The organism is Pseudomonas sp. MMS21 TM103 (assembly GCF_022132145.1).
Lineage (GTDB): Bacteria > Pseudomonadota > Gammaproteobacteria > Pseudomonadales > Pseudomonadaceae > Aquipseudomonas.
Genome location: NZ_JAJISP010000006.1, coordinates 82158 through 104335 on the forward strand (window position 1 = coordinate 82158; position 22178 = coordinate 104335).

The window sequence follows — 22178 nt, forward strand, 5'->3', positions numbered from 1 at the left end:
CCGGCTCAGTCCATCGCCAGGTAGTGCATATCGGTCGACTCCCCCATCAGCAGAGGGCGATTGAGGTCTGCACAGGCGCGCAGGTATTCGGCGGCCAGCGTCACCCGTTTGAGCTTGCGCAGATCTTCACTGTAGGAAAGCCAGAACTGGCGAATGATGTCGACCTGATCCGGCAACACTTCACACAGGCGCGGATCCGGCCCGGCCAGGAAGCTTGGCAGAATGGCCATGGCCCGACCTTGCAGGGTGGCGTGGTACTGGGCAATCACACTGGTGCTGCGCAGGTGGCTGGTGGCGCCGGGTAGCAGGTCGTTGAGGTAGAGCAACTTGGAGCTGAAGGCCAGGTCGTCGACATAGGTGACGAAGGGGTGCACGGCCAGGTCCTCGCGGGTGTGGATCGGCGCATGGCTGGCCAGATATCCGGGCGTGGCGTAAATGCGCAGGCGATAGTCGCACAGCTTGGAGCAGACATAGGGCCCGCGCTCCGGGCGCTCCAGGGTGATGGCGATATCCGCTTCGCGCCGCGACAGGCTGACGAAGTGCGGCACCGGCAGGATGTCCAGGGAGATATGCGGGTAGCGCTCGAGGAAGCCACTCATCTGCGCGCTGACAAACCAGCAGCCGAACGCTTCGGTGCTGGCGACGCGCAGGTGCCCGGAAAGCCCCAGGCGGGTGCCGGACACCTGCTCGCAGGCAGCCAGCAAGGTGCTTTCCAGGGTTTCCGCGTAGCCCAGCAGGCGTTGGCCCTCCACGGTCAGGACAAAGCCGGTCGAGCGTGATTTCTCGAACAACAGGGCCCCGAGGCTCTGCTCCAGGGTGCGGATACGGCGCGACACCGTGGTGTAGTCCACCCCCAGACGCCGGGCCGCCGCACTGGCGGTGCGGGTCCGCGCCACCTCGAGGAAGAAACGCAGGTCGTCCCAATTTAGTTTGTCGCTGACCATATTTTTTTGCATATGCACTCGCCTACTTTTAAGGGTGGCCGCCGTAAATATGCACACATATACCCTGAGCCACACGCCTTGGCGAGGCCAATCTGCCTAGTTAGCGGGCTGGGCACGCCCCGCTAACTATTATATTTATGCATATCCATTCGGTTTATTTGCGCCTTCTTACTGCGCAAACGCCTATCTATACTCATCCCACAAGCCTGATCGAGCTGGGCATCAGGCCAGTCCCTACAACAACAAAACAGGGCCAGAACCATGAACAGCAACTGCCACCCCTTTCTTGCCGCCCGCGATTTCCTGCTGGCCCATCGCAGCGACTACGCAACCGCCGTACGCGACTTTCGCTGGCCGCAACTCGACGAATTCAACTGGGCCCTGGACTACTTCGACGTCATGGCCGTCGGTAACCAGGCCCCGGCGCTGTGGATTGTCGAGGAGGACGGCAGCGAGCAGCGCTACAGTTTCGCCGAGCTGGCCGAGCGTTCCAATCGCGTGGCCAACCACTTGCGCGAGCTGGGCGTGCGCCGCGGCGAGCGCATCCTGCTGATGCTGGGCAACCATATCGCCCTGTGGGAAACCATGCTCGCGGCCTTCAAACTCGGCGCCGTGGTGATCCCGGCCACCGCCCTGCTCACCGCCGATGACCTGCGCGACCGTATCGAGCGCGGGGGCGTGCGCCACCTGGTGGTGGGCAGCACCCATACCGACAAGTTCGCTGACCAAGCCCTGGGCTGCACCCGCATCTGTGTCGGCGAGGCCGTAAGCGGCTGGATCAATCACGCCAGCGCCGCCGACTATCCAAGCCAGTTCCACGCCGATGGCCTGACCCAGGCCAGCGACCCGTTGCTGCTGTATTTCACCTCCGGCACCACCAGCCAGCCGAAGATGGTGTTGCACAGCCACCAGAGCTACCCGGTCGGTCACCTCTCCACCATGTACTGGATCGGCCTGCAGCCGGGCGACCTGCACCTGAACATCTCCTCGCCGGGCTGGGCCAAGCATGCCTGGAGCTGCCTGTTCGCGCCGTGGAACGCTGGCGCCTGTGTGTTCATCCATAACACTGCACGCTTCAGTGCCCCGGCGCTGCTCGAGGTGCTGGAGCGCTACGGCATCACCAGCCTGTGCGCACCGCCCACGGTGTGGCGCATGCTGATCCAGGAAGACCTGTCCGGCTGCCGCGAGCGCCTGCGCCTGCGCGAACTGGTCGGTGCCGGCGAGCCACTCAACCCGGAGATCATCGAGCAAATCCAGCAAGCCTGGGGCCTGCCGTTGCGCGACGGCTTCGGCCAGTCGGAAACCACTGCGCTGGTTGGCAACACCCCCGGCCAGCCGCTCAAGCCCGGCTCCATGGGCCGTCCGTTGCCCGGCTACAGCGTGTGCATGCTCGACCCGGATGGCCAGCCCGCCAGCGAAGGCGAAGTCGCCCTGCCGCTGGCTCCCCATCCGTTGGGCCTGATGCTCGGTTACGAAGACAGCCCGGAAAAGACCGCCGAAGTGATGCGTGACGGTTTCTACCGCACCGGCGACACCGCGGCCATCGACGCCGACGGCTACATCACCTTCGTCGGCCGCGCCGACGACGTGTTCAAGGCCTCCGACTACCGCATTAGCCCCTTCGAGCTGGAGAGCGCCCTGATCGAGCACCCGGCGGTGATGGAGGTGGCCGTGGTACCCAGCCCCGACCCGCTGCGTCTGGCGGTGCCCAAAGCCTTCCTGATCCTGGCCCACGACCAGCCGGGCAGTGCCGAACTGGCCGAGGACATCTTCGCTTTCGCCCGCGAGCACCTGGCGCCCTACAAGCGGGTGCGGCGCATCGAGTTCGTCAGCGAATTGCCCAAGACCATCTCCGGCAAGATCCGCCGGGTGGAACTGCGGCAGATGGAACTGCAGCGCCGTCAAGGCGACAGCCGTGGGCCGCAGGAACACTTCGAAGACGACTTCCGGCAGCTCAAGGGCTGAAACCAGGCCGGCGCGCCGGCCCAGACCACCACTCCCCCGCCCACTCGGCCAACGGCGCCGAGGGGGCGCACTCGACCTCCGACAGTAGACAGGACTAGAAAATGACCGCTTCCTCAGTGCCCAGCGTCAAACTGCTCATCGACGGCGAATTCGTCGAATCCAAGACCACTCAGTGGCGCGACGTGGTCAACCCGGCCACCCAGCAAGTGCTGGCCCGCGTGCCCTTCGCCACTGCCGAGGAAATGAATGCCGCCGTGGCCAGCGCCGCTGAAGCCTTCAAGACCTGGCGCAAGACGCCGATCGGCGCCCGTGCGCGGATCTTCCTCAAGTACCAGCAGCTGATCCGCGAGAACATCAAGGAACTGGCGGCGCTGCTCACCGCCGAACAGGGCAAGACCCTGGCAGACGCCGAGGGCGATGTGTTCCGCGGCCTGGAAGTGGTCGAGCACGCGGCCAGCATCGGCAACCTGCAGATGGGCGAACTGGCCAACAACGTCGCCAGCGGCGTCGACACCTACACCCTGCACCAGCCACTGGGCGTGTGCGCCGGCATTACCCCGTTCAACTTCCCGGCGATGATCCCGCTGTGGATGTTCCCCATGGCCATCGCCACCGGCAACACCTTCGTCCTCAAGCCGTCCGAGCAGGATCCGCTGGTGACCATGCGCCTGGTCGAACTGGCGCTGCAGGCCGGCGTACCCAAGGGCGTACTCAACGTCATCCACGGCGGCGTCGACGCGGTGAACCTGATCTGTGACCACCCGGACATCAAGGCCGTGTCCTTTGTCGGCTCGACCAAGGTCGGCACCCATGTTTACAACCGCGCCACCCAGAACGGCAAGCGCGCGCAGTGCATGATGGGCGCGAAAAACCACGCCATCGTCCTGCCCGATGCCAACCAGCAGCAGACCTTGAACAGCCTGCTGGGCGCCTCGTTCGGCGCCGCCGGCCAGCGCTGCATGGCCCTGCCGGTGGTGATCCTGGTAGGCGAGGCGCAGGCCTGGCTGCCGGACCTGATCGAGCGGAGCAAGACCCTCAAGATCAATGGCGGTACCGAGCCGGGCACCGACATCGGCCCGGTGATCTCCTGCGCGGCCCTGGAGCGGGTCAACGGCCTGATCGCCAGCGGCATCGAAGAAGGCGCCAAACTGGAACTGGATGGCCGCAACCCGAGCGTGCCCGGCTATCAGGACGGCAACTTCGTCGGCCCGACGATCTTCTCCGGCGTCACGGCGCACATGTCGGTGTACCGCGAAGAAATCTTCGGCCCGGTGCTGTGCGTCATGCACGCGGCCAACCTCAACGAGGCGATCGAGATCATCAACGCCAACCCGAATGGTAACGGCACCGCCCTGTTCACTCGCTCCGGCGCTGCTGCCCGGCACTTCCAGGAAGAAATCGACGTCGGCCAGGTGGGCATCAACGTGCCGATCCCGGTACCGGTCCCGCTGTTTTCCTTCTCCGGCTCGCGCGGCTCCAAGCTCGGCGACCTGGGCCCCTACGGCAAGCAAGTGGTGACCTTCTATACGCAGACCAAGACGGTCACCCAGCGCTGGTTCGACGAGGACGACAGCAGCGCCGTGGTCAACACCACCATCACCCTCAAGTAAGGCTGACGGGCCGGCCTTGCGCCGGCCCTCTGGGAGACATCGCCATGGACTACCAAACCCTGCTGGTCGAGGTGCGCGAACGGGTCGGCCTGATCACCCTCAACCGGCCGCAAGCGCTCAATGCGCTGAACAGCCAGCTGATCAGCGAACTCAACCTGGTCCTCGACCGCCTGGAGGCCGACCCTGAGGTCGGCTGCATGGTCATCACCGGTTCGGCCAAGGCGTTCGCCGCTGGGGCCGACATCAAGGAGATGGTCGACAAGGACTACCCGTCGATCTACCTCGACGACTTCTTTGCCGCCGCCGATCGCATCGGCAACCGGCGCAAGCCGCTGATTGCGGCGGTCGCCGGCTACGCCCTGGGCGGTGGTTGCGAGCTGGCGCTGATGTGCGACTTCATCTACGCCGCCGACAACGCCCGCTTCGGCTTGCCTGAGCTGAGCCTGGGTGTGACCCCCGGCATCGGTGGCACCCAACGCCTGACCCATGCCCTGGGCAAGGCCAAGGCCATGGAGCTGTGCCTGACCGGCCGCCATCTGCTCGCCGCAGAAGCCGAGCGCGCCGGCCTGGTGGCCCAGGTTTTCCCCGCCGCCGAACTGCTGGAACAGACCCTGAAGGTGGCCCAGGGTATCGCCGCTAAATCGCTGCCGGCCAGCATGCTGGTCAAGGAATGCGTCAACCGGGCGTTCGAACTCGGCCTCAGCGAGGGGGTGCGCTTTGAGCGCCGGGTGTTCCATTCGCTGTTCGCCAGTCACGACCAGAAGGAAGGCATGCGCGCCTTCGTGGAAAAACGCCAACCGCAGTTTCAGCACCGCTGAGCCCCTCCATTACAAAGGTATCCACCATGCATATCGGTTTTCTTGGTCTCGGCAACATGGGCGGCCCAATGGCCTGCAACCTGCTCAAGGCCGGCCACCGCGTCACCGTCTTCGACCCCAGCGCCCAAGCTGTCGCCGCGCTGGTCGAGGCCGGCGCCACGAGCGCCAATTCCCCCGCCGCAGTGGCCCAGGCCCAGGTCGAGGCAATTGTCACCATGCTGCCGGCGGCGGCTCAGGTGAAACAGGTTTACCAGGGCAAAGATGGCTTGCTGGCGCATATCGGCCAAGGCGTGCTGCTGATCGACTGTTCGACCATCGACCCGCTCAGTGCCCGCGAAGTGGCCACCCTGGCCCTCGCCCAAGGCAACCCCATGCTCGATGCGCCGGTTTCCGGCGGCACCGGCGGCGCCGCGGCTGGCACCCTGACCTTTATGGTCGGCGGTCCGGCCAGTGCGTTCGACCAGGCCGGGCCCATTCTCTGCGCCATGGGCAAGAACCTCGTCCACTGTGGCGACAGCGGCAACGGCCAAGTGGCCAAGATTGCCAACAACATGCTGCTCGGCATCTCCATGATCGGTGTCGCCGAAGCCATGGCCCTGGGCGTGTCCCTGGGCATGGACGCCAAGGTGCTGGCCGGCATCATCAACACCTCCAGCGGCCGTTGCTGGAGCTCGGAAATCAACAACCCGTTCCCCGGCGTGCTGGAAAACGCCCCGGCCTCGCGGGGCTACAGCGGCGGTTTCGGCACCGACCTGATGCTCAAGGACCTCGGTCTGGCGACCGAAGCGGCCAGGCACGTGCGCCAGCCAGTACTGCTCGGCGCCGCCGCCCAGCAGCTGTACCAGAGCTTCAGCCAGCAGGGTAATGGCGGTCTGGATTTCTCCGCCATCATCAAGCTGTACCAGCGGGACGCCGAGGCATGAGCGGCGCTGAAGCTGTGGTTCTGGTCGAGGTACGCAACCGCATCGGCCACCTGACCCTCAACCGCCCGAGCGGCCTCAACACCCTGACCCTGCCCATGGTGCGCCTGCTCCTGCAGCAGCTGCATGCCTGGGAGCAGGATCCCCAGGTGCTCGCCGTGGTCCTGCGTGGCACCGGTGAAAAGGCCTTCTGCGCCGGTGGCGATATTCGCATGCTGTACGACAGCTACACCGGTGGCAGCAATCAGCACGAGCTGTTTCTCGAGGAGGAATACGCCCTCGATCAGTATCTGCATGCTTACCCCAAGCCGGTACTGGCGCTGCTCGACGGCTTCGTCCTCGGCGGCGGCATGGGCCTGGCCCAGGCGGCGGCCCTGCGGGTGGTCACCGAGCGGGTGAAGATGGGCATGCCGGAAGTCAGCATCGGCTTCTTCCCGGATGTCGGCGGCAGTTACTTCCTGCCCCGGCTGCCCGGCCAACTGGGCTTCTACCTGGGCCTCACCGGCCTCCCGGTCGGCGCCGCCGACGCGCTCTACGCTGGGCTGGCCGACCATTGTCTGGCCAGCGCACGGCTGGCCGAGTTTGACCAGGCGCTGGACAACCTGAGTTGGTCGGCAGCGCCGCTGCAGGACCTGCAGCAGTTGCTCGACAGCATGACCTGCAGCGATCTGCCCGATCGCAAGCTTGAAGCCCTGCGCCAGGCCATCGACGACTACTTCGCCCTGCCCGACCTGACGGCGATCCGCACCGCCCTGCTCAGCGAGAGCCGCCCAGAGCTGCAGGCCTGGGCTGAAGACACCGTACGGGTGCTGGACAGCCGCTCGCCGCTGGCCATGACGGTGACCCTGGAGCTGCTGCAGCGCGGTCAGCACCTGCCGCTGGCCGACTGCTTCGCCCAGGAATTGCACCTGGACTACCAGTGGTTCGAACGCGGCGACCTGATCGAAGGCATACGCGCACTGATCATCGACAAGGACAAGGCGCCGCGCTGGAACCCGGCCACGCTGGCCGACCTGGACCCGCAGCGGGTGCAGGCCTTCTTCAGCGGCTTCCGCCCCGCTGCCAGCAAGCCTCTGCACCGCGCCTGAAGGGCGCGGCCAGAATCGAGGAAAACACTGCAATGCACGACAGCCAATTGACCGAAGAACAACGCATGATCCGCGACATGGCTCGCGAGTTCGCCCGCAGCGAAGTCGGCCCGCATGCCCAGGCCTGGGAGAAGGCCGGCTGGATCGATGACGCCGTGGTGGCGCAGATGGGTGAACTGGGCCTGCTGGGCATGGTGGTGCCGGACACCTGGGGCGGCAGCTACACTGACTACGTGGCCTACGCCCTGGCCGTGGAAGAAATCTCGGCCGGCGACGGCGCCCTCGGCGCCTTGATGAGCATCCACAACTCAGTCGGCTGCGGCCCCCTGCTGAAATACGGCAGACCGACGCAGCAGGACCGCTGGTTGCCGCTGCTGGCCAGCGGCCAGGCGATCGGCTGCTTCTGCCTGACCGAGCCACAGGCCGGCTCCGAAGCACACAACCTGCGCACCCGCGCCGAACTGCGCGACGGCCAGTGGGTGCTCAACGGTGCCAAGCAGTTCGTCAGCAACGGCAAGCGCGCCAAGCTGGCCATTGTCTTCGCCGTCACCGACCCGGAACTGGGCAAGAAGGGCCTGTCGGCCTTCCTGGTGCCGACCAACAACTCCGGATTCGTCGTCGACCGCAGCGAACACAAGATGGGCATCAAGGCCTCCGATACCTGCGCGGTCACCCTGACTGACTGCACAATCCCCGCGGCCAACTTGCTCGGCGAGCGCGGCAAGGGCCTGGCCATTGCCCTGTCCAACCTGGAAGGCGGGCGTATCGGCATCGCCGCCCAGGCCCTGGGCATCGCCCGCGCCGCCTTCGAGGCCGCCCTGGGTTATGCCCGCGAGCGCATCCAGTTCGGCAAGCCGATCGGCGAGCACCAGAGCATCGCCAACATGCTCGCCGACATGCACACCCAGCTCAACGCCGCGCGCCTGCTGATCCTGCATGCGGCCCGCCTGAAGAGCGCCGGGCATGCCTGCCTGTCGGAGGCCTCCCAGGCCAAGCTGTTCGCCTCGGAAATGGCCGAGCGGGTGTGTTCCAAGGCGCTGCAGATCCATGGCGGCTACGGCTACCTGGAGGACTACCCTGTGGAGCGCTACTACCGCGACGCACGCATCACCCAGATCTACGAAGGCTCCAGCGAGATCCAGCGCCTGCTGATCGCCCGCGAACTGGTGCATTACCCGCTGTAAACGGCCACTGGCCAAATCGCTCAGGCTAACCGAGCGCTGGCGACCTGGGTTTTCCTCGCCCGGGGCGCCATGCTCGGCGCTCGCCTACCACTTGCCGATCAGCGCCATGCCCGTCACCCAGCCCAGCCCCGATTGCTCGCGTTATCAGACCACCCGCAGCCAGGCCCTGCGCCTGTTTGCCGAACGCGGCTTCAGCCGGGTGAGCATGCGCGACCTGGCCGACTACCTGGGAATCCGACCAGGCTCGCTCTACAACCACATCGACAGCAAGGAAGCGCTGCTGTTCGAGCTGATCGAGGAACTCTACGAACAGCTCCTGCACGGTGCCCGCCAGGTGCAACGGTGCGCTGCCACGCCCGCCGAACGGCTGAATGGTCTGCTCGAGGCGCACCTGCGGTTGCACGCCAGCATGGGCGCCTATTTTCGTCTGGCCGAATACGACGGTCACTGCATGGCCAGCGAGCAGCAGGCGCAAATCCGCGCGCTTCGCGCCCGCTACACCCAGCAGCTGGTGGAAAGCGTGGAGCGCGTCACCGGCCAGCCGGCCGGCAACAACCGCCGCGCCGCCTTGAGTGGCATCGTGGCCCTGCTCAATCAGTTACCGGCCTGGATCGAGGCGCCCGAGCTGAGTCCGACGGCGCGCCACGAGTTGCTGCGCGACATGGTGCTGAGCGCACTGCGCGGCGCCTTACGGGGCACCCAGGACTGAGCAGGCGTCATTGCGTCTCGGGGATTCCCTGCAAGGCAGCGCGGCAACGCTCTTCGGCCGTGTCCAGCTCCAGCTGCATCTGCTGGATGTCCAGCAACTGCTGCTCCAGCTGTAGACGCCGCTCGGCGATCTTGCCCAGCATGATTTCGAGCTGATTGCGGTTGTCGCCCTGCGGGTCGTACAGCTCGATCAGGGTCTTGCATTCGGCCAGGGAGAAGCCGATGCGCTTGCCGCGCAGTATCAGCTTTAGCGCGACCCTGTCCTTGGCCGTATAGATTCGCTCCTGGCCGCGACGGGTCGGCAACAGCATGCCCTGCTCTTCATAGAAACGAATGGTCCGGGTGGTCACATCCAGTTCGCGCGCCAGTTCGGAAATGCTGTAGGTCTTGGCGGTCATGCTTGATCCTTGGTCGATGGTCCACGAGCCATGCCGCACAGGGGCTGCCGCGACACGGGTTCATGGCTATATGCGCTGGAACGCTAACAACTCATTACGTTAACGTCAACGCAGCCACTCGACAGAATCAGCCGCAGGCAGGCAATGGCGACGATCCAGCGGCATGGTCCCGGACCAAGGCCGTGCTAATCCGAGAACAAAAAAATCCGGGCCACCAGGGCCCGGCAAACTTCACACCAAGGAGTAATCGGATCGAGCGGTTAGCCCGGGCTTACCAAAGCGGCAGCCTTAGCTGACGATTAAGCGATTCTCGTCCAGGTTGCTGCCGAAGTTGCGGCGCAATACTGCCGCCGCGTCACAATGCACTAGAAAGAATCAGGCCCGGCTCTCGCTGCAGCGCCGTCAAACGACGCGAGCGATCAGAAGTTGTACTGCGCCGAGGTCTGTACGCGGTTCAAATCGCCATTGCGGCCATCTTCGGTTTCACGCCGCGCGTGAATCAGTTCGAGGCCGAAAGTCGTGCTGGCAACCGGGCTCCACAGCAGGTTCAGGTGAGCGGTGTCGGCGCTTTCGTTCATGTTCGCAGTCGTCGCACCGCTCGGGTTGCTCGCGCGGGCGGTCGACAGCGCCAACGTTGAACGCAGATTGTCGGTCCAGAAGTGGCGGTAGGCGAGAATCGCGCCCCACTGATCGCTCAGCTTGAGTTCACCGGAGGTATCCACGGTGCCGTCGGAGAATACCGCCTGGCCCATGTAACGGCCGAGTGCGTTACCGGCGGTGAGCGAGAACTGGAAGGTGTCCTTGCCGACGGTTGGCACCACGCCGTAAGCGGCGAGCGCGCCACCCCACTGGTCATCGGCAGCCGTGGCCGTATCGACGCGAATGTTGCGCGCCATCGCGGCCAGGGCGAAGCGGCCGGCGGAGGTGTTGAAATCCACTCGAGCAACCAGATCGGGCACCTTGTCGTCATCGGTCAGTCCATTGGTACCGCCGCCGGCATTGGCCGTGGTCAGGAAGGACTCGGGGCTTTCCGCCGCGATCGCCCAGGAGCCGCCGTCGAAGCCTTCGGTCCAGCGCACTTGGGTCTGGCGGATGAAGAGTTCGCCGACCGGGCCGCCGAAGTCCAGGGTCTCGGGCAGGGAGCCCGCGTCCATGAAGGTGGACCAGGTCTGGCCGGCGAGCAGGCCGCCGAGGCTGCCGAAGGCATGGCGGGTGCGCAGGCCATTGGAGTTGCTGACGGCCTCGTTGCCACTCGCGCCGAAGAAGTCGGCCTCGACGAAGGTCTTGAGGTCGCCCCAAGCGGTCGGGGTGCTGGTGGCGAAGTTCAGACGGGTCTGGCGCGCGTGGAGGGTAATCTGACCGTCTTCAGTATTGTCGTCGCTCAAGGGAATCGAACCCGGAACGAGCAACTGGTCAAGGGTGCTGCCCGTGCCCGCGCTGGTGTCACTGTACAACAGGTCGGCCTTGACGTAGCCGCCGAACTTGACCGAGGTATTGGAGCCGGGCAGCTTGAACGAACCCGGGCTGGTGCCGGCGGTCACGGTGTTGGCGGGCGCGACGGCCTTGGCGGTTTCGGCCTGTTTCTGTTCGAGCGCGGCAATGCTGTTCTGCAGCGCTGCGATCTGCACCTTCAGAGCCTCCAGGTCGGACGCTGTATCGGCGCTGGCGGGCGCGATGAAACCGGCCAGGCTGGCGGTGATCGCCACACTGAGGACTTTGGCCTTGAAGGGCCTGGTGATCGACTTTTCAACGTTCATAGATCTCTCTTCTTATTGGTGAGTAGTGCAGCAACGCCAGGCAGCCAACTGCCAGGCAATACGCGCGACGGCCGATGCAACCGACCTGATACCCACGGGGTTTCCCGTGGCGTCCAGACAACCCTGCCGAAGACTCGGTAGGGCATATTTCAGGCGAACAGCCCCCCGGTGCGGATCAGGGTCCGCACCTTGAACAGGCTGCAGGAGGCTTTTTTAGAAGTTGCGTTTTGCCAGTTTCAGCACCCAACCGACGATGCCGACCCGGAACAGCAGCACGCAGGTGACGAATATCGCCCCGAGGATCACGTGCACCCACTCGCCCAATGGGCCGTTGGACAGGTAGCTCTGCAGGGTGATCACCACGCTGGCGCCGACCACGGGCCCGAGCACGGTGCCGACACCGCCGAGCAGGGTCATCAGGATCACCTCACCGGACATGTGCCAGTGCGCGTCGGTCAGCGAGGCCAACTGGAACACCACGGTCTTGGTCGAGCCCGCCAGGCCGGTCAGGGTGGCGGAAATAACGAAGGCGAGCAGCTTGTGCGCGTCGACGTTGTAGCCCAGGGAAATGGCCCGCGGCTCGTTCTCGCGGATCGCCTTGAGCACCTGGCCATAGGGCGAGTGGATGGTGCGCTGGATAATGGCGAAGCCAACGATGAACACCGCGAGGACGAAGTAGTACAGGGTCAGGTTGTCGTTGAGGTCGAACAGCCCGAACAACTGCCCACGCGGCACACCCTGCAGGCCGTTCTCGCCGCCGGTGAAGGGCGCCTGGACAAAGATGAAGAACACCAGTTGCGCCAGCGCCAGGGTGATCATGGCGAAGTAGATGCCCTGACGGCGAATCGCCAGCAGGCCGAACAGCAAGCCGAGCGCCGCGGACGCCAGGGTGCCGGCGAGTATTCCCAGCTCGGTGCCCAGGCCGCTGTACTCGCTGAGCAAGTAGCCGGTGATATAGCCGCCGGTGGCGAAAAAGGCAGCATGCCCGAAGGACAACAAGCCGGCATAACCGAGCAGCAGGTTGAAGGCGCAGGCGAACAAGGCGAAGCACAGCAGCTTCATCAGAAAGATCGGGTACACCGCCAGGGGCGCGACCAGCGCGACGCCGAACAGTGCCAAATAGAACCACAGCTTGCGCCGTTGCGCCGCCTGCTGGCGCTCACGTACCACTTGCGGCGCCAGAGCCAGACTGTCCTGTTTGATGTGCAGATTGGTCATGCTTAAGTCTCCTTGCCGAACAGTCCCGCGGGACGAACCAGCAGCACCAGTACCATCACCAGGAACACGATGGTGTTGGCCGCTTCTGGATAGATCACCTTGGTCAGCCCCTCAATCACGCCCATGGCCAAACCCGTGACGATCGCGCCCATGATCGAACCCATCCCGCCGATCACCACCACGGCAAAAACCACGATCAGCAGATTGGCGCCCATGGTCGGGGTGACCGAATAGATGGGCGCGGCCAGCACCCCGGCGAACGCCGCCAGCGCCGCCCCGTAGCCATAGGTCAAGGTGATCAGCAGCGGCACGTTGATACCGAAGGCCTGCATCAGCTTGGGGTTTTCGGTACCGGCACGCAGGTAGGAGCCCAGGCGGGTGCGCTCGATCATGTACCAGGTGAGCAGGCACACCACCACTGCAGCCACCACCACCCAGGCGCGGTAGGTGGGCAGGAACATAAAGCCCAGGTTGTAACCGCCCTTGAGCAGCTCGGGCATCGGGTAGGACGCGCCTGAGACGCCGAACAACTTGACGAAGCAGCCCTCGACGATCAGCGCCAGGCCGAAGGTCAACAGCAAGCCGTAGAGGTGATCCTCCCCGGCGATCCGGCGCAACAGGCCGCGCTCGATGAGCATGCCGAGGGCGCCGACCAGCAGCGGCGCCACAATCAGCGCCACCCAATAATTGATGCCCAGGTAGTTGAGGCCGAGCACCGCGGCGAAAGCCCCGAGCATGTACTGGGCGCCATGGGCGAAGTTGATGATCCGCAGCAGACCGAAGATGATCGCCAGGCCCAGGCTGAGCAAGGCATAGAAAGCGCCGTTGATCAGCCCGAGCAGCAGCTGGCCGAGCAGTACGCCCAGCGGTATGCCGAATACCATAGTCATGAGTTATCACCCGCTGAAAGTCAGTGACACCCGGCTGCTGGCAGCCGGGTGATTAGCTGGGATTACCTGCCGATCAGTTCTTCGACAGCAGCTTGCATTGGCTCTCGGCCAGCGGGCGGAAGGCCTCGTCGCCCGGAATGGTGCGCACGATCTTGTACAGGTCCCAGTCGCCCTTCGACTCGGCCGGGGTCTTCACCTGGGCCAGATACATGTCGTGAACCATGCGGCCATCGGCGCGGATCTTGCCGTTCTTGGCGAACATGTCGTTGACCGGGGTCGCCATCATCTGCGCCCGCACCGCCTGTGCCTCGTCACTGCCGGCGGCCTTGACTGCGTTCAGGTAATGCATGGTCGCCGAGTAGATACCCGCCGGCACCATGCCCGGCTTGCTGCCGAAGCGGTCTTCGTAGCGCTTGGACCAGGTGCGGGTTTCCTCGTTGAGGTCCCAGTACCAGCCGGTGGTCAGCATCAGACCCTGGGTCACGTCCAGGCCCATGGCGTGGATGTCGTTGAGGAACACCACCATACCGGCCAGACTCTGCCCGGACTGGGTAACGCCGAACTGGCTGGCCGTCATCAGCGAATTGACCGTGTCGGCACCGGCGTTGGCCAGGGCAATTACATCGGCGCCGGAACCCTGGGCCTGGAGGATGTAGGACGAGAAATCACTGCTCGGGAATGGGTGACGCACCTTGCCCAGCACAGAGCCGCCATCGGCCTCGACCACCTTGGTGATATCGGCTTCCATGGCATGGCCGAAGGCATAGTCGGCGGTCAGGATGAACCAGCTCTTGCCGCCATTGGCCAGCACCGCCTTGGCCGTGCCATTGGCCAGCGCGTAGGAATCGTAGGTCCAATGCAGGTGGTTGGGCGAGCAGTATTCGTTGGTAATGCTGGAGGCCGCGGCGCCGGAAATCAGCGCCAGCTTGCCGGCTTGTTCTACCACCTGGCTTGCCGCCAGCACCACCGATGAGGCGACCAGACCGGTGACCATGTCGACGTTGCGCTCATCGACCCACTGGCGCACGGTACTGGCGCCGACATCCGGCTTGTTCAGGTCGTCGGCGCTGAAAATCACGATCTTCTTGCCATCGATCTGGCCGCCGAAGTCCTCGACGGCCATCTTCAGCGCCTCCAGGCCACCTGGCCCGGAGAGATCGCGGTAGGTGCCGGACATATCGGCCAGGTAGCCGATGCGGATTTCGTCGTCGCTGAGCTGCGCCTGGGCGGCGCTGGCAATCAGGCTGGTGGCGAGGATGGTGCTTGCAGTCTTCTGGAACAGATTCATCTCGTTACCTTCCACAGTTATTGTTGTTGTACCGGGCAAAGCAACCCCGATCCGGCGGGCCTGGGCCACGCCGTACTGCATGTTTCGAGGGGTGAAACTGGGTTAGACGCCTAGACAGCGGTGCAGCAGTTCTTGTTTGGACGACAGCTCGGCCGCACTGATTTCCTCGACAATCTGGCCGTGATCCATCAGGTAATGCCGATCTGCCAACGGGGCGGCGAAGCGGAAGTTCTGCTCCACCAGCACGATGGTCAGGCCCTTGTTCTTGAGCTTGATCAGCACCTCGGCGAGTTTCTGCACGATCACCGGAGCCAGGCCCTCGGTGATCTCGTCGAGCAGCAGCAGGTTGGCGCCGGTGCGCAGGATGCGCGCCATGGCCAGCATCTGCTGCTCGCCGCCTGACAGCCGGGTGCCTTGGCTGAAACGCCGCTCGTAGAGGTTGGGGAACATCTCGTAGATTTCATCGAGGCTCATGCCGCCACTGCGCACCATGGGCGGCAGCAGCAGGTTCTCCTCGACGTTGAGGCTGGCGAAGATGCCGCGTTCTTCCGGGCAGAAGCCAACGCCCAGGCGCGGGATCAGGTGCGCGGCGAGGCCCAGGGTCTCGTTGCCGTTGATCACGATTGACCCAGTGCGCCGACCCACCATGTTCATGATCGCGCGCAGGGTGGTGGAGCGGCCCGAGCCGTTGCGCCCGAGCAGGGTCACCAGTTCGCCGCGCCGGACCAGCAGGTCGATGCCATGCAAAATGTGCGACTCGCCGTAGAAGGCATGCAGGTCGCTGACCCGCAGTTGTTCGTAATCCGGGGTATGCAGGTTGCTCATGCGCCGGCCTCCTCGCTGACGGCCGCTTCGCTGCCCAGGTAGGCCTCGCGTACCAGGGCGTTGGCTGACACGCTGGCGTAGTCGCCTTCGGCGAGGATCGCGCCACGGGCCAGCACGGTGATGCGGTCGCACAACTGACTGACCACGCTGAGGTTGTGCTCGACCATCAGCACGGTGCGCCCCACCGCGGCACGGCGTACCAGGCCGATGACCATTTCCACGTCCTCGCCGCCCATGCCCTGGGTCGGCTCGTCGAGCAACAGCACGGCCGGATCCAGCGCCAGGGTGGTGGCCAGCTCCAGGGCGCGCTTGCGGCCATAGGGCAGTTCGATGGTCAGGGTGTCGGCGAAGTCGAGCAGGCCCACATCGTCGAGCATCTGCAGGGCGCGCTCATTGAGGGCCTCAAGGCTGCGCTCGGACTTCCAGAAGTGAAAGGAGTTGCCCAGCTTGCGCTGCAGGGCCACGCGGACGTTCTCCATCACACTCATGTGACCGAATACCGCGGAAATCTGGAAGGAGCGCACCAGACCGAGACGGGCAATCTGGTTCGGTTGCAGGCCGGTGATCGGCTTGCCCTGATAGATGATCTCGCCGCTAGTGGGCGCGAGGAACTTGCTGAGGAGGTTGAACACCGTGGTCTTGCCGGCCCCGTTGGGTCCGATCAGGGCATGGATATGTCCCTTCTGCACACGAAGATCGACCGAGTCCACCGCGGTGAACCCGCGAAATTCCTTGGTCAATCCGCGCGTTTCCAAAACGAATTCGGGTGACATGTGGAGCCCTCTAACCTTGCTTGTTTTTATTGGTTATGGCGCTGCTGACACTACTACCTTTACGTAAACGTAAACACTATACGAAAGTCTAATTTTGACTTGATAGTTTTTATTCGACTGAAGCCGCGACATTCATCTGATGGATGTCAGGCCCGGCTTGCCTGCTGCCCTGGGTCAATTCGCTGAAATCGAGTATAGGCAGGCATTTATTAAATAATAATGAGCAAATTATCAGGTGCGTTATGCATAAATACCTCACCCTCTGCAGCCGTCACACCCGCCGCGCGCAACCCTGCCCGCCCCCCCTGAGCGCGCCATGGAAAGACGACTCCCCCGGCATGGCCAGGAGAACGTGCGCTGCCGCTATAGCGGCAGTTTCAACTCGCTACCCTAGGCACGCGGCCCATCAGGTAGAACTCGGTGTTGGGTGGCGTGCCCGCCAGCGACACCAGCCGGTTGGACAGGCTGAAGAAGGCGGTGATGGCGCCTATGTCCCAGATGTCGTCGAGACTGAAGCCGACTGCCTGCAGGCGTGCCTGCCAGTCGTCATCCAGGCCGCCGCGCTCAAGGCCGACGTGAAAGGCGAAATCCAGCATCAGGCGCTGGCGCTCGCCAATCGGCGCCGTGCGGTGGTTGACCGCCACCTGGTCGGCGAGCAACGGATCCTTGCTGTAGATGCGCAATACCGCGCCATGCGCTACCACGCAGTACAGACAGCCATGGCGGGCACTGGTGGCCACCACGATCATCTCCTTTTCCGCCGGCGTCAGGCTGTCGGACTCGCGCTCCATCAAAGCGTCGTGGTAGGCGAAGAAGGCGCGAAACTCGTCCGGGCGGTGAGCCAGCATGAGGAATACATGGGGCACGAAGCCGGCCTTCTCCTGCACCGCGAGTATCCGCTGGCGCAGGTCGTCCGGTAATTGTTCAAGGTTGTCGGGAAGCGCAAAGCGACTGATCTGCTGGGACATCGGATACTCCATTATCAGAGGCGGCGCCCGACTGACGGACGCCGCAGGTGTCAAAGCCTAGGGCTTCGCGGTGAGTGCCAGCCGCTCGATGCTGAGCTCGCGCATGCGGAACTTCTGCACCTTGCCGGTCACCGTCATGGGGAACTCGTCGACCAGGAGAAAGTGGCGCGGCACCTTGAAATGGGCGATGCGTCCCTTGCAGAACTCGCTCAGTTGCGCTGCAGCCACCTGGTGGCCCGGGTGGCACTTGACCCAGGCGACGATCTCCTCGCCGTACTTGTCGTCGGGAATGCCCACCACCTGCACGTCGGCCACTGCCGGGTGGCCGAAGAGGAACTCCTCGATCTCCCGCGGATAGACGTTCTCGCCGCCGCGGATGATCATGTCCTTGTTGCGCCCGACGATGCTCAGGTAGCCCTGCTCGTCCATCACCGCCAGGTCGCCGGTGTGCATCCAGCGCGCCGGGTCGAGGGCCTCGGCGGTGGCCTGCGGGTTGTTCCAGTAGCCGAGCATGACGCTGTAGCCACGGGTGCACAGCTCACCGACCTGCCCGCGCGGGACGATGCGCCCCTGCTCGTCGATCACCTTGCTCTCCAGGTGCGGCTGGATTCGGCCGACACTGCTGACCCGACACTGCAGATCGTCATCGGCGGCCGTCTGGGTCGACACCGGGCTGGTCTCGGTCATGCCGTAGGCGATCTGCACCTCGGCCATGTGCATCTCGCCGATCACCCGCTTCATCACCTCGATCGGGCAGGTGGCACCGGCCATGATCCCGCTGCGCAGGCTGGACAGATCCAGGCCGGCGCGCTCCGGCAGATCCAGCTCGGCGATGAACATGGTCGGCACGCCGTAGAGCACCGTGGCGCGCTCCTCGGCCACCGCCTGCAGGGTGGCCAGCGGTTCGAAGGCGGCCCCCGGGTAGATCATGGTGCTGCCATGGGTCAGGCAGCCGAGGTTGCCCATGACCATGCCGAAGCAGTGGTACAGCGGCACCGGGATCACCAGGCGGTCGTGTTCGGTCAGACCCAGGCTCTCGCCGACCATATAGCCGTTGTTGAGGATGTTGTAATGACTGAGGGTCGCGCCCTTGGGAAAGCCGGTGGTGCCCGAGGTGTACTGGATGTTGATCGGATCGTCGAACTGCAGCTGGGCACTGCAGGCGCGCAACTGTTCCGGGCCGACCTGATCGCCACGATCGAGGAACGCCGACCAACCGAACATACCGACGGCCGGTCGCTGGCCGAGGCTGATCACCCCACGTAACTCGGGCAGCAGACGGCTTTGCAGTGCACCGACGGCGCAACCGGCGAGCTCCGGCAGCAGTTCACCGAGCATCGCGTGATAGTCGCTGCTCTTGAACGCATCGGCGCAGATCAGCCAGCGGCAGCCGGAGTGCTTGAGCGCATACTCGAGTTCGCTGAGGCGGTAGGCCGGATTGATATTGACCAGCACCACGCCAACCTTGGCGCTGGCGAACTGGGCGATGCACCACTGGGCGCAGTTCGGTGCCCAGATCCCGAGGCGTTCACCGGGCTGCATGCCGATTGCCAACAAGGCACGGGCACAGCGATCCACCGCCTCACCCAGCTCGCCCCAGCTATAACGTAAGTGTTGATGGCGAACGACGAGCGCCTCGCGCTCGGCGAAACGCGCCACGGTCTGATCGAACGCCGCGCCTATGGTCATCGCCAACAGGGGCTTGTCCTGTACTCCGCATGTGTAACTGGGTGAAGTCATGAGTTCCTCGATTCTTTTGCTTGTTCTGAGGTCTGGCGTCCGGGCTGCGCCCACTATCGGAGACTTGACAGCGTGCGAAGCCAGCTTTACGTTAACGTAAAGGTATGAGGGCTGACAAGCCTCCACCCAAACCTGCCCCGACAACGACAACAAGGTGCCCCCCATGAGCTATCCGTCCCTCAACTTTGCCCTCGGCGAAACCATCGACATGCTCCGCGATCAGGTCCAGGCCTTTGTCGCCGCGGAACTGGCGCCGCGCGCCGCCGCCATCGACAGCGATAACCTGTTCCCCGCCGACATGTGGAAAAAGTTCGGTGACATGGGCCTGCTCGGGGTCACCGTGTCCGAGGAATACGGCGGCGCCGGCCTCGGCTACCTGGCCCACGTGGTTGCCATCGAGGAGATCAGCCGCGCCTCGGCGTCGGTCGGCCTGTCCTACGGCGCCCATTCCAACCTGTGCGTCAACCAGATCAACCGCAACGGAACGGCCGAACAGAAGGCCAAGTACCTGCCCAAGCTGATCAGCGGCGAGCACGTCGGCGCCCTGGCCATGAGCGAGCCGAACGCCGGCTCCGACGTGGTGTCGATGAAACTGCGCGCCGAACGCCGCGGCGACCATTTCGTGCTCAATGGCAGCAAGACCTGGATCACCAACGGCCCCGACGCCAACACCTATGTGATCTACGCCAAGACCGACCTGGAGAAAGGCGCGCACGGCATCACCGCCTTTATCGTCGAGCGTGACTGGAAGGGCTTCTCCCGCGGCAGCAAGTTCGACAAGCTGGGCATGCGCGGCTCCAACACCTGCGAGCTGTTCTTCGATGACGTCGAGGTGCCGGAGGAGAACATCCTCGGCAAGGAAAACGGCGGCGTGAAGGTGCTGATGAGCGGCCTGGACTACGAGCGCGTGGTCCTGGCCGGCGGCCCGATCGGCATCATGCAGGCCTGCATGGACGTGGTGGTGCCCTATATCCACGACCGCAAGCAGTTCGGCCAGAGCATCGGCGAGTTCCAGATGATCCAGGGCAAGGTGGCCGACATGTACACCCAGCTCAATGCCAGCCGCGCCTACCTGTACACCGTGGCCCAGGCCTGCGACCGCGGCGAGACCAACCGCAAGGACGCCGCCGGGGTGATCCTCTACAGCGCAGAACGTGCGACGCAGATGGCCCTGGAGGCAATCCAGATCCTCGGCGGTAACGGTTACATCAACGAATTCCCCACCGGCCGCCTGCTGCGCGACGCCAAGCTCTACGAAATCGGCGCCGGCACCAGCGAGATCCGCCGCATGCTGATCGGCCGCGAGCTGTTCAACGAAACCAAATAAGCCAGAGCCGTAGGATGGGTTGAGCATCGCGATACCCATCCTACGGTTTTTTTACGGAGCCAATTCGATGGCCATCCTGCATACCCAGATCAATACTCGCTCCCCGGAGTTCGCCGCCAACAGTGCGGCGATGCTCACTCAGGTGAACGACCTGCGCGCCCTCCTCGCCCGCGTCCATGAAGGCGGCGGCGAGAAGGCCCAGCACCGCCACACCTCGCGCGGCAAGCTGCTGCCGCGCGAACGGATCAACCGCCTGCTCGACCTCGGCTCGCCCTTCCTCGAGATCGGCCAGCTGGCCGCCCATGGCGTCTATGGCGAAGACGTACCCGCCGCCGGGGTGATCGCCGGGATCGGCCGGGTCGAAGGCGTCGAGTGCATGATCGTGGCCAACGACGCCACGGTGAAAGGCGGCAGCTACTACCCGCTGACGGTGAAGAAGCACCTGCGCGCCCAGGCCATCGCCCAGCAGAATCGCCTGCCGTGCATCTACCTGGTGGATTCCGGCGGCGCCAACCTGCCGCGCCAGGATGAGGTGTTCCCCGACCGCGAACACTTCGGGCGGATCTTCTTCAATCAGGCCAACATGAGCGCCATGGGCATTCCGCAGATCGCCGTGGTCATGGGTTCCTGCACCGCCGGCGGCGCCTATGTGCCGGCCATGGCCGACGAGGCGATCATGGTGCGCAACCAGGCCACCATCTTCCTCGCCGGCCCGCCGCTGGTGAAGGCCGCCACCGGCGAGGTGGTCAGCGCCGAGGACCTCGGTGGCGCCGACGTGCACTGCAAGACCTCGGGAGTCGCCGACCACTACGCTGACAACGACGAGCATGCCCTGGCCCTGGCCCGGCGCAGCATCGCCAACCTCAACTGGCGCAAGCTCGGCGTGCTGAACAACCGCGAGCCGATCGCCCCGCTGTACGACGCCGAAGAACTCTATGGAGTGATCCCGGCCGACGCCAAGCAGCCCTTCGATGTACGCGAGGTGATCGCGCGCACCGTCGACGGCTCGGTGTTCGACGAGTTCAAGGCACTGTTCGGCGCCACCCTGGTCTGCGGCTTCGCCCATATCCAGGGCTATCCGGTGGCGATCCTCGCCAATAATGGGATCTTGTTCGCCGAATCGGCGCAGAAAGGCGCGCACTTCATCGAACTGGCCTGCCAGCGCGGCATTCCCCTGCTGTTCCTGCAGAACATCACCGGCTTCATGGTCGGCCAGAAGTACGAGGCCGGCGGCATCGCCAAGCACGGCGCCAAGCTGGTCAACGCCGTGGCCTGCGCCAAGGTGCCGAAGTTCACCGTGATCATCGGCGGCAGCTTCGGCGCCGGCAACTACGGCATGTGCGGGCGCGCCTACGATCCACGCTTCCTGTGGATGTGGCCGAACGCGCGCATCGGCGTGATGGGCGCCGAACAGGCCGCCGGCGTCCTGGTCCAGGTCAAGCATGAGCAGGCCGCCCGTGCCGGCCATGATTTCTCCGCCGAGGAGGAAGCCAAACTGAAGCAGCCGATCCTCGAACAGTACGAGCGCCAGGGCCACCCCTACTACTCCAGCGCGCGGCTGTGGGACGACGGCGTCATCGACCCGGCGCAGACCCGCGAGGTGCTCGGCCTGGCGTTGTCCGCCAGCCTCAATGCGCCGATCGAGCCGACCACCTTTGGTGTGTTCCGCATGTAACGGCATCAAGGCGCCCCCCAATCTGTAGGAGGCGCGACCTCGCGGTGAACGCAGGCGACAGCCTGCTCGAAGCCAGAGCTTC

The 22178-nt window shown here is 64.5% G+C and carries 19 protein-coding genes; 9 read left to right on the plus strand and 10 right to left on the minus strand.

Annotated elements, in window-relative coordinates:
* Positions 1-5: 5 nt before the first annotated feature.
* Complete coding sequence (locus LJY18_RS17795) at positions 6-956, minus strand: LysR family transcriptional regulator (RefSeq protein ID WP_238043135.1); 951 nt, start codon at positions 954-956, stop codon at positions 6-8.
* A 249-nt stretch (positions 957-1205) separates the two neighbouring features.
* Between LJY18_RS17795 and LJY18_RS17800 the strand changes: the two genes are divergently transcribed.
* The 7 genes from LJY18_RS17800 (at position 1206) to LJY18_RS17830 (ending at position 9238) form a co-directional block, all read left to right on the plus strand.
* Entirely contained in the window at positions 1206-2909 is a 1704-nt protein-coding gene (locus tag LJY18_RS17800; RefSeq protein ID WP_238043137.1) for an AMP-binding protein, read from the plus strand.
* A 101-nt stretch (positions 2910-3010) separates the two neighbouring features.
* Complete coding sequence (locus tag LJY18_RS17805; protein ID WP_238043138.1) at positions 3011-4519, plus strand: CoA-acylating methylmalonate-semialdehyde dehydrogenase; 1509 nt, start codon at positions 3011-3013, stop codon at positions 4517-4519.
* 44 nt (positions 4520-4563) lie between these two features.
* Complete coding sequence (locus LJY18_RS17810; protein ID WP_238043139.1) at positions 4564-5337, plus strand: enoyl-CoA hydratase; 774 nt, start codon at positions 4564-4566, stop codon at positions 5335-5337.
* Positions 5338-5363: 26 nt separating this feature from the next.
* Positions 5364-6260 carry a 3-hydroxyisobutyrate dehydrogenase gene (gene mmsB / locus LJY18_RS17815; protein WP_238043140.1) on the plus strand — a complete coding sequence of 299 codons (897 nt, stop codon included), beginning with the start codon at positions 5364-5366 and terminating at the stop codon, positions 6258-6260.
* Positions 6257-7345, plus strand: coding sequence for an enoyl-CoA hydratase/isomerase family protein (locus LJY18_RS17820; RefSeq protein WP_238043141.1), 1089 nt, complete (start codon positions 6257-6259; stop codon positions 7343-7345). The genes mmsB and LJY18_RS17820 overlap by 4 nt, the downstream gene beginning before the upstream one ends.
* A 32-nt stretch (positions 7346-7377) precedes the next feature.
* Positions 7378-8529 (plus strand): acyl-CoA dehydrogenase family protein, encoded by a 1152-nt coding sequence (locus LJY18_RS17825; protein WP_238043142.1) that lies wholly within the window; start codon positions 7378-7380, stop codon positions 8527-8529.
* A 106-nt stretch (positions 8530-8635) separates the two neighbouring features.
* Positions 8636-9238, plus strand: a complete 603-nt coding sequence (locus LJY18_RS17830; RefSeq protein WP_238043143.1) for a TetR/AcrR family transcriptional regulator — start codon at positions 8636-8638, stop codon at positions 9236-9238.
* Positions 9239-9245: 7 nt separating this feature from the next.
* On the opposite strand, the gene LJY18_RS17835 is transcribed toward LJY18_RS17830, so the two are convergent.
* The 9 genes from LJY18_RS17835 to LJY18_RS17875 all read right to left on the minus strand — a co-directional run bounded on the left by LJY18_RS17835 (position 9246) and on the right by LJY18_RS17875 (position 19094).
* On the minus strand, positions 9246-9635 hold the full coding sequence (locus LJY18_RS17835) for a MerR family transcriptional regulator (RefSeq protein ID WP_238043144.1): 390 nt from the start codon (positions 9633-9635) through the stop codon (positions 9246-9248).
* Between the two features lie 419 nt (positions 9636-10054).
* Positions 10055-11392, minus strand: a complete 1338-nt coding sequence (locus LJY18_RS17840; protein WP_238043145.1) for a DcaP family trimeric outer membrane transporter — start codon at positions 11390-11392, stop codon at positions 10055-10057.
* Positions 11393-11605: 213 nt separating this feature from the next.
* Positions 11606-12610 carry a branched-chain amino acid ABC transporter permease gene (locus LJY18_RS17845; protein ID WP_238043147.1) on the minus strand — a complete coding sequence of 335 codons (1005 nt, stop codon included), beginning with the start codon at positions 12608-12610 and terminating at the stop codon, positions 11606-11608.
* Between the two features lie 2 nt (positions 12611-12612).
* On the minus strand, positions 12613-13500 hold the full coding sequence (locus LJY18_RS17850) for a branched-chain amino acid ABC transporter permease (RefSeq protein ID WP_238043149.1): 888 nt from the start codon (positions 13498-13500) through the stop codon (positions 12613-12615).
* A 73-nt stretch (positions 13501-13573) separates the two neighbouring features.
* Positions 13574-14788: an ABC transporter substrate-binding protein gene (locus LJY18_RS17855; protein ID WP_238043150.1), complete on the minus strand. Its 1215-nt coding sequence runs from the start codon at positions 14786-14788 to the stop codon at positions 13574-13576.
* Positions 14789-14890: 102 nt separating this feature from the next.
* Positions 14891-15613, minus strand: coding sequence for an ABC transporter ATP-binding protein (locus LJY18_RS17860; RefSeq protein WP_238043151.1), 723 nt, complete (start codon positions 15611-15613; stop codon positions 14891-14893).
* A complete protein-coding gene (locus tag LJY18_RS17865) occupies positions 15610-16386 on the minus strand; it encodes an ABC transporter ATP-binding protein (protein ID WP_238043152.1) in 777 nt (258 codons plus the stop codon). Before LJY18_RS17865 ends, LJY18_RS17860 begins: the two co-directional genes overlap by 4 nt.
* Before the next feature lie 377 nt (positions 16387-16763).
* Positions 16764-17354 carry a peroxidase-related enzyme gene (locus LJY18_RS17870; protein WP_442964502.1) on the minus strand — a complete coding sequence of 197 codons (591 nt, stop codon included), beginning with the start codon at positions 17352-17354 and terminating at the stop codon, positions 16764-16766.
* A gap of 57 nt (positions 17355-17411) precedes the next feature.
* The gene (locus LJY18_RS17875) at positions 17412-19094 is read right to left on the minus strand and encodes an AMP-binding protein (RefSeq protein ID WP_238043154.1); all 1683 of its coding nucleotides are present in this window, start codon (positions 19092-19094) and stop codon (positions 17412-17414) included.
* 163 nt (positions 19095-19257) lie between these two features.
* On the opposite strand from LJY18_RS17875, the gene LJY18_RS17880 reads away from it, so the two are divergent.
* Together LJY18_RS17880 and LJY18_RS17885 are read left to right on the plus strand one after the other, a co-directional pair.
* Positions 19258-20421, plus strand: coding sequence for an isovaleryl-CoA dehydrogenase (locus tag LJY18_RS17880; protein ID WP_238043155.1), 1164 nt, complete (start codon positions 19258-19260; stop codon positions 20419-20421).
* A gap of 67 nt (positions 20422-20488) precedes the next feature.
* The gene (locus LJY18_RS17885; RefSeq protein WP_238043156.1) at positions 20489-22096 is read left to right on the plus strand and encodes a carboxyl transferase domain-containing protein; all 1608 of its coding nucleotides are present in this window, start codon (positions 20489-20491) and stop codon (positions 22094-22096) included.
* The last annotated feature ends 82 nt before the right edge of the window (positions 22097-22178 follow it).